The sequence below is a fragment of the Komagataeibacter melomenusus genome, assembly GCF_013155395.1.
In the GTDB taxonomy this organism is placed as follows: domain Bacteria; phylum Pseudomonadota; class Alphaproteobacteria; order Acetobacterales; family Acetobacteraceae; genus Komagataeibacter; species Komagataeibacter melomenusus.
In genome coordinates this window covers 1-13339 of sequence record NZ_JABJWC010000066.1, presented here as the reverse complement: position 1 = coordinate 13339, position 13339 = coordinate 1, and the positions used below count along the sequence as shown (strand labels likewise).

The 13339-nt window shown below is 61.7% G+C and carries 9 protein-coding genes, 1 tRNA gene and 1 pseudogene; 6 read left to right on the top strand and 5 right to left on the bottom strand.

Annotated features, from left to right (window positions below):
- Positions 1-153 precede the first annotated feature (153 nt).
- Complete coding sequence (locus HNW77_RS15990; RefSeq protein WP_172158990.1) at positions 154-2310, top strand: TonB-dependent receptor; 2157 nt, start codon at positions 154-156, stop codon at positions 2308-2310.
- An 18-nt stretch (positions 2311-2328) separates the two neighbouring features.
- Here HNW77_RS15990 and HNW77_RS15985 read toward each other — a convergent pair whose 3' ends face one another.
- On the bottom strand, positions 2329-3696 hold the full coding sequence (locus tag HNW77_RS15985; RefSeq protein WP_172158988.1) for a lipopolysaccharide biosynthesis protein: 1368 nt from the start codon (positions 3694-3696) through the stop codon (positions 2329-2331).
- A 171-nt stretch (positions 3697-3867) separates the two neighbouring features.
- Complete coding sequence (locus HNW77_RS15980) at positions 3868-5139, bottom strand: O-antigen ligase family protein (protein ID WP_172158987.1); 1272 nt, start codon at positions 5137-5139, stop codon at positions 3868-3870.
- A gap of 163 nt (positions 5140-5302) precedes the next feature.
- Between HNW77_RS15980 and HNW77_RS15975 the strand changes: the two genes are divergently transcribed.
- From HNW77_RS15975 to HNW77_RS15960, 4 genes are all read left to right on the top strand, one after another.
- Entirely contained in the window at positions 5303-5455 is a 153-nt protein-coding gene (locus HNW77_RS15975; RefSeq protein WP_172158986.1) for a hypothetical protein, read from the top strand.
- A gap of 237 nt (positions 5456-5692) precedes the next feature.
- Entirely contained in the window at positions 5693-6670 is a 978-nt protein-coding gene (locus tag HNW77_RS15970) for a ribonucleotide-diphosphate reductase subunit beta (protein ID WP_130730496.1), read from the top strand.
- Positions 6671-6754: 84 nt separating this feature from the next.
- Positions 6755-6958: a TOBE domain-containing protein gene (locus HNW77_RS15965; protein ID WP_172158985.1), complete on the top strand. Its 204-nt coding sequence runs from the start codon at positions 6755-6757 to the stop codon at positions 6956-6958.
- Positions 6959-7033: 75 nt separating this feature from the next.
- Positions 7034-7204, top strand: coding sequence for a hypothetical protein (locus tag HNW77_RS15960; RefSeq protein WP_172158984.1), 171 nt, complete (start codon positions 7034-7036; stop codon positions 7202-7204).
- 41 nt (positions 7205-7245) lie between these two features.
- Here the strand turns inward: HNW77_RS15960 and HNW77_RS15955 are convergent, their stop codons facing one another.
- Entirely contained in the window at positions 7246-7722 is a 477-nt protein-coding gene (locus tag HNW77_RS15955; RefSeq protein ID WP_172158983.1) for a barstar family protein, read from the bottom strand.
- A gap of 480 nt (positions 7723-8202) precedes the next feature.
- On the opposite strand from HNW77_RS15955, the gene HNW77_RS15950 reads away from it, so the two are divergent.
- A tRNA-Ser gene (locus HNW77_RS15950) sits at positions 8203-8292 on the top strand.
- Between the two features lie 62 nt (positions 8293-8354).
- Here the strand turns inward: HNW77_RS15950 and HNW77_RS15945 are convergent.
- Together HNW77_RS15945 and bcsA are read right to left on the bottom strand one after the other, a co-directional pair.
- Positions 8355-8684 carry a transposase gene (locus tag HNW77_RS15945; protein WP_172158982.1) on the bottom strand — a complete coding sequence of 110 codons (330 nt, stop codon included), beginning with the start codon at positions 8682-8684 and terminating at the stop codon, positions 8355-8357.
- A gap of 163 nt (positions 8685-8847) precedes the next feature.
- Positions 8848-13317, bottom strand: a pseudogene (bcsA, locus tag HNW77_RS15940) (UDP-forming cellulose synthase catalytic subunit); the annotation flags it as partial.
- Positions 13318-13339 lie beyond the last annotated feature (22 nt).

The window sequence follows — 13339 nt, the reverse complement described above, 5'->3', positions numbered from 1 at the left end:
GGCCCGCAGGCCGGGGGCAGCCCCGCGCGCCCCCTCCCACTCCGCTGGGGCTGCCCCCGGCCTGCGGGCCACCTTCCATCTCCTGAACTCACGCGCTGCCGCGCGTCCATACGGGCGTGCGCGTCTTTCGTTTTCCTGTTCAGGACATGAAAAGTGACTTCCATGAAAAAAACGGCCACCCCCCTCGTGGTGGCCGCAGGCGGCTGCATGCTGGCGGCCTCCCTGCACCCACTGGGCGCGCGCGCCCAGACAACCGTGACCCTGCCCGGCCTCTCGATCGAGGATACGGCGGACAGCACCCCCATGGGCGACCGCCTGCTTTCGGCGGCGTCCCCTTCCGCCACGCAGCGCACGGCGGCCAGCCTGAGCAGCCCCGATGCCGCCAGCCTGTTTCGCAACCAGCCCGGTGTCAGCACGTATTCCGCAGGCGGGCTGGCCTCGCTGCCCGTGCTCAACGGCATGGCCGATGACCGCGTGGCCACCGTGGTCGATGGCGTGCGCATCGCCTCGGGCTGCCCCAACCACATGAACCCTGCCCTGTCCTTCATCGACCCCGACAGCGTGGACACCGCCACCGCCATCGCGGGCATAACCCCCGTGAGCATGGGCGGCGACAGCACCGGCGGCACGATCGATGTCGAGCGCAAGGACCCGCAGTTTGCCAGGCATGGCAAGGTGCTCGTGACCGGGCATGTCACCGGCACCTATCGCAGCAATGGCGGCGGGTATGGCGCCTCGGGCAGCCTGACGGTGGCCAATGACACGTTCAGCCTGCGCTACAATGCCTCCTACGCGCAGGCGGGTGATTATGAAGGTGGCGGAGATGCGGGGCTGGTGCGCTCGACAAGCTACCTGACCTACAACCATGCCGTGACCTTTGGCGTGCACAAGGGCAACCACCTGCTGGCCCTAACCTTTGGCCAGCAGGACACCCCGCATGAAGGGTTTGCCAACCAGTACATGGACATGACGAACAACCGCTCCACCTTCGTCAACGGCAAGTATCTCGGCACGTTCGACTGGGGCGAGCTTGAGGCCCGGGGCTACTGGCAGCGCGAGGACCACGCCATGGACTTCCTGCCCGACCGCGCCAAGACCACCCACATGCCCATGAACACCAATGCCCGCATGGCCGGCTACAGCATCAAGGCCACCATCGTGCTGGCGGAAGGCCAGACCCTGCGGCTGGGCAGTTCGTTCGACCATTCCGGCCTCAATGACTGGTGGCCGCCGGTTGCGGGCAGCATGATGATGGGGCCGGACACCTATCACAGCATCAATAACGGCCACCGCGACCGGCTGGGCCATTTTGTGGAATGGGAGGCCGCCTGGACCCCGCGCGTGACCACGCTGCTGGGCTTTCGCAATGACCTGGTCATGATGAATACCGGCCCGGTATCGGGCTATTCATCGACCATGAGCATGATGAACATGGCCAACATCAACGCGGCCAATGCCTTCAACACCACCGACCGGGGCCGGACGGATGTGAACTTCGATGTCACCGCCCTGGTGCGCTGGAAGCCACGCCGCGACCTGACCATCGAGGGCGGCTATGCCCGCAAGACCCGCTCGCCCAACCTGTACGAGCGCTATGCCTGGGGCCGCTCGGCCATGGTCACGAGCATGATCAACTGGTTTGGCGATGGCAACGGCTACGTGGGCAACCCCGACCTCAAGCCCGAGGTCGCCAATACCGCCTCCATCACCGCTGACTGGCATGACCCCGATGGCGACCGGTGGGACCTCAAGGTCCAGCCCTACTACACCTATACCCACGACTACATAAACGCCTACCGCCTTGCCAGCGCGGGGCAGTTCTACACGCTGGGCTTTGCCAACCATAATGCCCAGAGCTACGGCATCAACGGATCGGGCAATTACCGGCTGTGGCAGAATGCCCGCTTTGGCCGGGGCGAGATCGTGGCCAACCTCAACTGGGTGCGCGGGCAGGACCTGACCAATGGCGCGGGGCTATACCACCAGATGCCCACCAATGGCAGCGTCACGCTGAACGAACGGTGGAAGAACTGGAGCGGCCGGGTCGAGATGACCTTCGTCAAGGCCAAGGACACGGTGGACTGGGTGCGCAACGAACCCCGCACCCCCGGCTATGCCCTGCTGGGGCTGGGCGGGCAGTATCACTGGCGCTACATGACGCTCGATGCCAGCATCGACAACGTGCTGAACCAGAAATACGAACTGCCACTAGGCGGCTGGTCGCTGGCCGATTACGCCGCCACCGGCAGCCTGCGCGCTCTGCCCGGCATGGGGCGGTCGTTCAATGTGAGCCTGACGGCGAGCTTCTGATCGGAGCGGGGCGGTCCATCAGGTGCCCGTCCCGCCTTCCCCGCCCTGTGTTTCCGCCGTGGCGGGGCGGGCGGGTGCACGGCCCGGCGCCATCTGGCCAAACCAGGCCAGCACCGGGCGCAGGCAGATGCCAAACATGATCAGTCCCGCCACGACGCCTGCTGCCGCAGCCCCCTCAAGCCGCCACAGCCGGGTCATGCCATAAACCAGCGGCAGGTAGGTCAGGGTCACGATGATGCGGGCACGGAGCACGCGCGAGACCTGGCCAATCACGGTCAGCAGCGGCTCGAGCGGCACGATGCCCAGGCCCAGCACGGCGCTGCCCAGCATGAGCATGATCAGGTGGCGGCCACCATGCCAGTGCACATGCAGCATCCATGTCAGCAGGATGTTGCCCATCAGCATCGCCACCCCCATGAGGGCGATGGAAAAGCCGCCAATCGTGAGGAACAGCTGCACGGTCACGCGCTTGATGCCGTACCAGTCCTGCCTGTCACGCAGGCGGATGAATTCGGGGTACAGGGCGGGCACCATGAGCTGGGCCGGCTTGGCAATCCCCTCGCCAATCTGGCGCGAGACGCGATAGACGGCGGCATCGGCCGGACCCAGCAGGCCGCCGACCAGCAGCGTGCCGAACTGGTTGAAAACCGAACTCAGCACATGGTTGCCGCTGGTGGAAAGGGTGAAGCGCCAGATGCCCGGCGCATCGCCCTCCGCCAGGCGGGCAAACGGATTGAAGCGGATGCCGCCCGCCAGCCGCAGTTGCAGCAGGCCCAGCCCGGTGCTGGTGGTGAACATGGCCAGTTGCGTCATGCTCCACACCAGCAGGTAATAATCCAGCCCCATATGATGCAGGAAGCCCAGCCCCGACCCCACGGTGCGCACCAACGTGCCCGACAGGTCAACCAGCATGTTGAGCCAGAAGGAATTGCACAGCCGGAACACCCCCGCCGACCATGAAAAATTCATGAACGCGATGGTGGTCATGTACAGCATCGCCGCCCCCTGGTCGGCTGCGGGCCAGCCCATGGCGGTGCCGAACAGCGCCACGCCCAGCGTGCCCACCAGCCAGCCCACCCCGCCACTGAGGTAGTCGGCCCGCACGCAGAACGCCAGCACGCGCGAGAACTGCGCCCGCCTGCCATTGGTGAAGGGATCGGTGCCATAATGCAGCAGCGGCTGCCATGACTGCAGGTGGGTTGCGGTCGAGATGGCGGTGCCGAACGTGGTGACCAGCATGAGCACGCCAAAGCGCGACAGCCCCAGTGCGCGCACCGCCCAGGCGATGTAGAGGAAACTGCATATGGCATTGGTCGCACGCCCTGCGATCAGGAAGCCCGTATTGCCAAAAATACGCTTGAGCGCATCGCCTGATTCACTCGCCATGGGTCACCACACGCACAGATACCCGCGCCCGGCGCGAAACCGGACACGGTCCTACAGAACAACAGGGGGAAACGATGGTGCAGGCTCCCTTGGTTCACAAACGGTCGCGGGCCGGATCATGGGCATCCGGGCCGACCGCGCGGGCACTCTAGTGCGCCAGGCCGCCGGGGGCTAGTCCCTGCCGCGCACGGATTGCAAATGCGAGGCAGATGGAACACAGGCCAGCGCCCAGCCAATCGCCATGAACAGCCACCCCGCCGTGGGCTGGGTCAGCAACGAACTGGTTGACTGCAACGGCCACAGCACCACCACGCACGCCACCGCCAGCATCAGCCGTTGCGGCTCACACGGGGCCGTTGCCGCCGTCAGCCCCCGCCATGCCCGCGCCAGCACGCAGGCAGCGAAGGCTGCGAACAGCACCATGGCCGGCACGCCACCCATGGTACCCATGAGCAGGTAGAAATTATGCGGATGCAGGTTGCACCCCACGGCAGCGCCATGCACGCCCTCGCTTACGCCAAGCCAGGGCAGGCCATGGAAATACGCCGGATCGGGGCAGGCATGGCGAAACCCGTCAAACCCCAGCCCAAGCCAGGGGTGCCGCCCGATCATCACGCCCGCGCGGATAAACAGCATGCCATACGGGCTATCGGCAAAGCCCTGCATGTGCGCGATAAAGTTGAGCACCAGCTTGTGGTAGGCCTGCGGGGCCAGCAGTGGCGACAGGGCCACCGCACCCACTCCCAGCACGATGGTCGCCCCCACCACGGCGCGCAGGCGGGGCACCAGCAGGCCGCACAGCCCCATGGCCAGCAGCAGGCGCAACAGCGGCATGCGCTGGGCGATCAGCACCATGGTCACCACCAGCCCCAGCAGCAGCGCCCCGGCCATGATCCGCCCCCGCGCGCCTTCGCGCCGCGCGAGGCCAATGGCCAGCGGGAACAGGCCGGGCAGCGCCGTCATGACCAGCGCATGCCCCGCGCGCGGGGCCCATAGCGGGCCAAGCAGGGCGCCATCCTCCCACCTGCCGTAGCCCATGAAGTTGCGCCCGCACAGATATTGCTGCCAGCACCCTACCACCAGCCATACGGCCACGGCGCCGTAAACCTGGCCCAGCACCCGGCGCGTGCGGGGATCGGGCAGCACCCAGCCCTGAAGGGCGGCAACAAAGACAAAATACCGCACGAACGCAGCCGCCTGCACCACGCCATGCCCGGCAAGAACGGCAGCCAGCACGATCTGCGCCCATAAAAGCCCGGCCGCCACCACCCAGCCCTGCCGCAGCCAGCCCCACTCCCGCCGCAGCAGGCAGTGGGCCGCAAACAGGACCGCCACTGTGGTCATGACGATTTCCGCTGGCGCCAGGGCGTAAAGCAGCAGCAGCGGCATGGGCATGACCAGTCCGGTTGCGATCCTGCGCATCCATTGCTCAACCTGCTGCATTCACCCTGCCCGTCATGCCCTGTGTCCGCGCCCGGTGTATCGCACCGGCATGCGGAAACAAAATGGATTGCATGCCCCTTGGAGGCCGCGCGTTGCAGGCCATGCCTCCAGCACAAACTCCTGCCGCCGCGCCGCGTTCAGCCGGTATTCACCGGAGGTCACGATGCGCCTGATCCCCTGCCCCCTTGCCGCCCTGCTCCTGACCCTGCTGCTTGGCGGCTGTTATGGTCCCGAGCCGAGCCACCATAATGATGAGGGGATACAGGGTCCGCCCCTGCGCGCCAGCCCCGCGGCGCAAGCTGATGACAGACCCTGATGAAAATAAAAGTTTTTGGGTGCCGCCATTTTTCAAAAAGGCGGCGTTCTTTGAAGCTTTTTGAAAAAAGCTTCACCAAAAACCTTTTTAAAGTGAAGGATGCCTGTTTGCAGAGAAAGCGTTTTCAGACACCCTCGCTCCATGGTGTATGTCCTCTAATGCAGGGGATGCAGTCCCCTCTCATATAGACCACGATGATGCTTATCATGTGGCCCCATTTTGGCTAAGGGACGACTCATGAGCAAAGACACACCGAATCTTCTCTCGCCCAGCCCGGTCTACAAGCCGTTCCGCTACCCCTGGGCGTACGAGGCATGGCAGACCCAGCAGCAGTTGCACTGGCTGCCCGAGGAAATCCCCCTCGGCGATGACGTGAAGGACTGGAACAACAACCTGTCCGAGACCGAGCGCTATCTGGTCACCCAGATCTTCCGGCTGTTCACCCAGCAGGATACCGAGGTCGAGAACGCCTATATCGACCTGTACATGCCCCGCTTCAAGCCGACCGAAGTGCGCATGATGCTCTCGGCCTTCACCAACATGGAAAGCATCCATCAGGCCGCCTACAGCCACCTGCTCGACACCATCGGCATGCCCGAGACGGAATATGCCGCCTTCCTCGAATATGAGGAAATGGCCGCCAAGCATGAGTTCCTCAAGCGCTTCAACATGGATGACCACTACAACACGGCGCTGTCCATGGCCGTGTTCGCGGGCTTTACCGAGGGGCTGCAACTTTTTGCCTCGTTTGCCATGCTGCTCAACTTCCCGCGCCATAACCTGATGAAGGGCATGGGCCAGGTCGTGACGTGGTCGGTGCGTGACGAGAGCCTGCATGTGGAATCCATCACGCGCCTGTTCAAGACCTACATGCAGGAGTTCGGCCACCAGATCGACAAGCCTGCCGTGGCCGCCGCCATCCACACAGCCTGCCGCGAGATCGTGACCAACGAGGACCGCTTCATCGACCTCGCCTTCCGCATGGGGCCGGTGCAGGGGCTGAGTGCGGATGAGGTCAAGCAGTATATCCGCTTCATCGCCAACCGCCGCCTGATCGGCCTCGAACTTGCCCCGATCTATGACGTGCCAAGCAATCCGCTGCCGTGGATTGACGAGATGATGAACGCGGTGGAACACACCAACTTCTTTGAAAACCGCGCCACTGAATACAGCCGCGGTGCCACGCAGGGCACATGGGATGAAGCCTTCGCCTGAGCCCCCTGCGCCGCCAGCAGCCATTTGATCGATACGGCTTATGGGCCTACACCCACCCGTGAAGCCAGCAAGGAGACTGAAACGATGAAAATCAGCGCACGCAACCAGATTGCAGGCACGATTAGCGGCATTACCAAGGGTGCGACCACGTCGCATGTCACGATTGATGTGGGCGGCAACACCATTACCGCCTCGATCACGAATGAAGCCGTGGCCGATCTTGGCCTGAAGGTTGGTGAAAAGGCGACTGCCATCATCAAGGCATCCGACGTGATGGTGGGCGTCTGACCCCCTTCCCTGTTTTCCGGGCCATCCGCAGGGTGGCCCGGTCACCGTTCCTGAGTATGCGCAGGAAACCGGCTCATGTCCTATACGCCTGAAGATATTGAACGACTGGCCAGCAAGATCTTTCAGTTACACTACCCGGACCGGCAATGGACCATCGGAACCGATGCCCGTGCCGCCACGCTGGAAGAGCAGGAACGCTTCCGCACCCTGGCCCATGAACAGTTATCAAACCCGAATCCGTATTAGGTCGGTTTGAATGCCTGCGCACCGCGCCTGTTCAGGCCGGATTAAACGGCTCCGATAACAGGAACCGCGCGAGGGAAACAGGATGCGGAAAGTGCCTTAACCTGTAAGATTGAATGAAACGGCATGGCGGGTCGATCCCACCATTCACTCTGCTGTACGGGCTGGCTCCATTCGCGGCCCACTGCCTCTAATATTTCCAGAAAGCCCTGCAAGGCTTTTTCTTGTTCTTTGATCAGTATTACTTCTGCATTTTGAAAAAAGACAATATATCTGCTTCTGTTTATGAGCCATGACAGGTCCGTCAGGATGTCCCAAAGAGCATTGAAGTTTTTTCCTGCATAGGATGGCGCGTGAAACTTTTTATAAATTTCATCGTAGAATGCATCAAGCGTCTGCATCAATGATCCTGATAAAATGACTGGGTCATAGCTATTATAAACATCTGCCTGATGGTCTGTTTTAAAAAGCCACGGGCCATCAATATTGTTTAATACGTCTCCTTTAAACATTTTAGACATTACTTTAAAATAACTCATTGATGAAAAATGATAAAAGTTTTCAGGTGTCGCCTTTTTTCAAAAAAGCGGTGTTCTTCGAAGCTTTTTGAAAAAAGCTTCACCAAAAACTTCCTTATGATTCCTGGATGTTGTCCAGGCTAACTTTTCAAATAATCTCTTAATATACCATGAAAAAACCTGATACAAAATGATATGCGCCAGACATACAGGTGATACATGCTGCTGTTAGCATTTCCTCTCATATAAGGGGACCTGTACATGATCAAGAAGGCCGTTTTTCTTGTGCTGGCCATTATCAGCGCTGTGCTGGTCAGTTATCCTACGGTCAGCAACGCGCATCAGTTCACGGGTCCGGTTTCCCTTTTTGATCAGCATTAACGCCTTTCCTGCAAACCGGGCAGCGCATCTTCATGAAAGGCACGGTTTTTGTGTAGCGTAACCTCTAGACGGCGGCAGCAGACCTAGCTAAACAAACCCTATGGAGAGGTGGCCGAGCGGTTGAAGGCAGCGGTCTTGAAAACCGCCGTGCGTGTGAGCGTACCGTGGGTTCGAATCCCACCCTCTCCGCCATCCTGACTATTCACACCACATCAATCTGTTTTTGGCAGTCAGGCCTTATCAGGCATGCTCTGCTACTTGAAACCGGATGGCGCTTTTGCGTTCGCGGCCTGCTGATACGCATGCAGAATGTCTGTATCAAACATCAGATACTCATTGTCCGGATCGGCAACCAGCATCTCGAAAACCTTTTCCCACACGCCTGCATGGCGCCAACGGTTAAAGCGGCGATATACCGTCTGCCATTGACCATACCGCACAGGCAGGTGGCACCAGGACGCGCCGCTACGCTTGATCCACAGGCAGCCATTCACGAACTGCCTGATATCCGCTGCGCCGTGCCCCGCATCACTGAATCTGCCGGGCAGGAGGGGCGCAATACGCCGCCATTGCGGCGTGCTCAACTCGTAACGCTTTATCCCCACCTCAACCTCCATGCGCCAGAAAGATTTTTTTTCCGCAGGACCTTATCCGGTATCGCACAAGATCAAGCTGCCCTTATCGCGTCATCAGGCAACAAGCACGTATGGCAAACGACATGCTGCCATGCAGACCCGGCCGGGTCTGCTAATGGCCTTCCCCCCGCATGCGGGCTTCCTCATCGGCTTTTGCCTGTTCGCGCACCCGGCGCCGCGCCCGCGCGCGCAGCCACATCCATACGCCCGTGCCCAACATGACCGCCCCCATCACGCCACATAGATACATCAGCAGCGGATGACGGGAAAGGAACCAGTCCACCCACATCCAGAACGGCAGGTGACCCACCTGATAGGTGGGCGAGGTGCGGTAGGTGGTCAACTGGCTGCCGTTCTTGATCACCAGATCGCCCTGTATCTGCGGCAGCACCTTGCTGTCATGCAGGCTGGTCACCAGTTCCTCAATCCGGCCGCCATCATCGCCGATCAGCGCCAGGACCGAGCGATGCGCCGCATAGGGCGATTCCGCCCCGATCATGAAGGCCGCCCCCTTGACGGGGGCATCAAGATTGGCTGTCACGCCATTGCGCAGGCCCGTGTCGTCGCGGTCCTGGAACAGGTACCAGATACCTTGCAGCCCCATATACTGCCCGACCGCGATATGGCTGTCATCGATATGGTAGGCCGAACGTGACAGCAGCGCCGCGGCGCCACCCATCTGCTGCACCGGCGCGAGCAGGATCACATCGCCCGCAGGTGGTTTCTGTGCGACCTCATCCGTGCTGGCCAGATGCACGCCCGAGACCGGATAGCCCGTAATCGAACCAAAAAAGCCCATCAGGTCCAGATAGGCGCCAAGCGTATCGTGGTCAGGCGTGCGGGGCAGCACCACCGTGGTCTCGTCCAGATCGGCCATGCGCGAGAACGGGAAGCCGATCTCGGCAAAATAGGACAGGTTGGGCAGCATGGTGAAATGCACCCCACGCCGGAAGTCGAGCATGGAATCCGAATCAACCGACATCTGCACATCGCCGGGCGTGCGGCGGCACGCGCCAAAATCGACCGGGCGGGTGTTGAAGCTGAACTGCAGGTCATTCTGCCCGAACAGAAGCCACGGTGGCATGGCGGTGACATGCCCCATGGCCCCTGCATGCTGGGTCACCATCCGCTCCGACCAGGCCCGCCACAGGCTGTTGGGGCGAAGTGAATAGCTCTGGATATAATTGTGGTTGAGATGGATATCGAGCCGCGATGCATTGAGGTCCATCACCGCGCCATCCGGCGCGCGGATCCACAGATCCATCAGGAACGGCAACTGGTGCCAGGTATAAAGGTCGGGCGGCAGGTGAAAGGGCACATGCAGGGGGGCGCCCACGAACCCCGAGGCCTGCAGGTCGCTTGCGGCAACGAGTTCGCCCAGCCGCACCGGCCGGTCGGTGGGAATGAACGCAGGCGCGTCATAAGGCTGGCGCGGGCGCAGGCTGACATCCCGCACCACGATGGACGCGACATCGCCCAGCGTATCAGGCGAGAACACCAGCTTGCGCGCCGCGATCTCGACTTCCTTCGCATTGCGCCCGGTCACGACAAGGATGGTTCCCCATTTATCGGCCGGGTTGGCGATCTCGAGCAGGGTTGGCCCTGCGGGCAGGCGGCCCTGGTCATCAACCGCAAGGTTTTCGCCAATCTCGATGGCATTGCCCGTATCCGGCAGGGCGGATGAGACGGGAAAGGAAATCTGGTGCGACCCCGCCAGCCGCCCCAGCCACGACGCCACGAGCCCCGCCCCGCGCAGGACCTCCGGCGCGGACGGGGATGCGGGCAGGACAACGGGCACGCGCATCGCCACCCGCAGCGCAGGGTCAAAGAAAGGCGCAGGCAGGCGGGCCAGCGTGCGTTCGGGCGTGATGCGGACGGTCGTGAGGGTAATGGTGGACTGGTCCGATATCTTGGCCCACAGCACATCATTATACAGGTCGTTACAGTCACGCCGGTATTCACCCGCAAAGCGGAAGTTGAGCTTGCTGTCCTCGGTGAAATAAAGCGGGTCTATGGGGAACGCGACCGGCCCGAAACTGGGGTGCGCCGGATCAACCCGGATCGTGCCGACATACTGCTCGTTCAGGGTCACGTTGACGGCAGACGCCTCGGGCAGAAGCGAAGGCGAAATCGCGCCCGACAGGTTGAGCGTTGCATGCGTGACCACGCGGTTGGCCGGCACCACCACATCGAGCCCCTGCAGGGGGGAAACGCCGGTCAGGCTCAGCGGCCCGTTGATGACCCCCATGTCGCGGAATGCAATGGTGCGCGTGACCTCGGTATCGGCCACGCGCCCGGCAGCCGTGGCATCCACCGGCTGCAGCACGGGCGGCAGGTCACCGGAATTGCTGTCGCCCCAGGGCGTTGCGGGCGATACGCCCGTGCGGTCAAAAACCGTAGGGTGCACAGGTTCAGCCGCCATGGCAGGCAGGACCGCCAGCATGAGGGATGCGATCAGCGCGCCCGCGGTGCCACGTATGCGGCTGATATGGGTGGGGGGCACGATCAGGCTCTTCTTTTCCAGCTTTTCTTCCTTTTTTTTCTCGCCTTCCTCATCTTCGCCATCGCCTGATGGGCTGATATTCCACAGATATGGCGGCGCAAGCAGCCCACCGATGCTCTTGATCACCTGATAGATACTGTTAAGCGGCCGGTCTTCCTTGAAGTCGGCCCAGTTATCCCATGCATCACTGCGCCCGAATACCATGCTCACAACCTGCCGTTCCTCTTCCAGCGTCTCGATCTTCCATTGCAGGTGCAGCCACGCGCCGCGCTGGCCCAGAATGCGGGTGGGCACGGCCACTTCAATGCCATCCTCGGGGTGGGTATAGCGCAATTCGATATCAACGGGTGTTTCAAGCCTGGTGGGCAGGTTAAGCGTAACGCCCGCCCCGCCCAGCGAGATATCGGTCGTATGGGCATGGAAGACATCGCCATTTTCAAAACAGATATCAACCGGCAGCTTGACCCGCACGCGCGGGGCATGGCGGATCTGCCGGGTTTCGCGCCCCACCGCAATCGAGGCCAGCACCACGATCAGGCTGATGGTGATCCAGAACGTATTGAGCGCGAAGGACTGGAATGCCAGTTTCTCGTGAAAGTCGAACACCATACCGAACAGGCCGCGCACCATGCCGCCAAACAGGACCACCGCCATGATGACATTGGGATACACCGCGCTGAAGTCAAAATAGCCCCGCGCCAGCAGGCCGCCCTTGTCGGTCACGTTGAACTGCCCCTTGTGCGGCTGGAGCAGGGTCACGATGGTGATGCGCACCAGAAACAGCGCGAGCGAGGTTTCGTAAATCTCGCTCCAGAAGGAATAGCGCCACCGCCCCTCGATACGCGAAAGCGTCATGATGGAATGAAAGATGTGCGGCAGCGCATAGACCGTAATGCCCAGCGGTGAGGCGGCGATGATGTTCTGGCCCAGAAACAGGAATGCCAGCGGGGAGATCAGAAAGATCACCCTGGGTATGGCAAACAGGAAGTGCGACATGGCCGACAGGTAGCACAGCCGCTGCTCCCACCGCAGCCCACGGCCGAGCATGGGGTTGTCAAGCCGCATGATCTGGAGCATGCCGCGCGCCCAGCGCACGCGCTGGCCGATATGCAGGATCAGCCGCTCGGTGGCCAGGCCGCCGGCCAGCGGCTGGCGCAGATAGGCGGTGCCCCACCCCTTGCGCTGCATCTTCAGCGCGGTATGCGCATCTTCGGTCACCGTCTCGGTCGCGAACCCGCCCACGCTGAGCAGGGCCGAGCGGCGGATGGCGGCGCATGACCCACAGAAGAACGTGGCATCCCAGAAATCATTGCCGTCCTGCACCAGGCCATAGAACATGTTGCCTTCGGGCGGCACGTCATAGCCTGCGGCCAGGTTGCGCTGGAACGGATCGGGGGAATAGAAATGATGCGGCGTCTGGAGCAGGGCCAGCTTGGGGTCGGCCACCATCCAGCCAATGGTCTTGAGCAGGAACGAGCGCGTGGGCACGTGGTCACAATCGAAAATGACCACGAATTCACCTTTCGTGATCTTCATCGCATGGTTGAGATTGCCCGCCTTGGCGTGATTGTTCTCCGAGCGGATGATGTAGCCTGCCCCGGATTCCTTGGCAAAATCATGGAACGCCTTGCGCCGCCCGTCATCGAGAATATAGACGTTCAGCTTGCCCGCGGGCCAGTGCAGGTCCATCGCCCCCAGCACGGTCGAGCGCACCAGGTCGAGATCCTCGTTATAGGAGGGCACGTACACATCGACCATCGGCCAGTCATCAAGGTTGTCAGGCAGGCTGTGGGGCTTGCGGTGGAGCGGCCATGACATCTGGAAATAGCTCAGGCACAGGGTCGAGAGCGCATACCCCTCCGCCAGCAGGAGCGCTACTGACAGCACGATCTGGAGCGGGCTGCCAAACTGGACCGTGCTGCCCAGCCGCCAGATCAGGTAGCGGAAGGATACGAACAGCGACAGCATCATGAGGATGCAGGTAATATGCCGCCCCGGCCTGCGGTTGAGAAAAAAGAACAGCCCCACCGTGCCAATGGAAATACAGCCCTGCTGCACGGGCGTGACGGTAACCCCCCCCCACCGAGAAGCAGATCAAGCC

Bases quoted from the DNA above. Each gene is read 5' to 3' on its own strand.
- HNW77_RS15980 (WP_172158987.1), bottom strand. From the start codon at position 5,139: ATGCAGCAGGTTGAGCAATGGATGCGCAGGATCGCAACCGGACTGGTC.
- HNW77_RS15975 (WP_172158986.1), top strand. From the start codon at position 5,303: ATGCGCCTGATCCCCTGCCCCCTTGCCGCCCTGCTCCTGACCCTGCTG.
- HNW77_RS15985 (WP_172158988.1), bottom strand. From the start codon at position 3,696: ATGGCGAGTGAATCAGGCGATGCGCTCAAGCGTATTTTTGGCAATACG.
- HNW77_RS15965 (WP_172158985.1), top strand. From the start codon at position 6,755: ATGAAAATCAGCGCACGCAACCAGATTGCAGGCACGATTAGCGGCATT.
- HNW77_RS15960 (WP_172158984.1), top strand. From the start codon at position 7,034: ATGTCCTATACGCCTGAAGATATTGAACGACTGGCCAGCAAGATCTTT.
- HNW77_RS15970 (WP_130730496.1), top strand. From the start codon at position 5,693: ATGAGCAAAGACACACCGAATCTTCTCTCGCCCAGCCCGGTCTACAAG.
- HNW77_RS15955 (WP_172158983.1), bottom strand. From the start codon at position 7,722: ATGTCTAAAATGTTTAAAGGAGACGTATTAAACAATATTGATGGCCCG.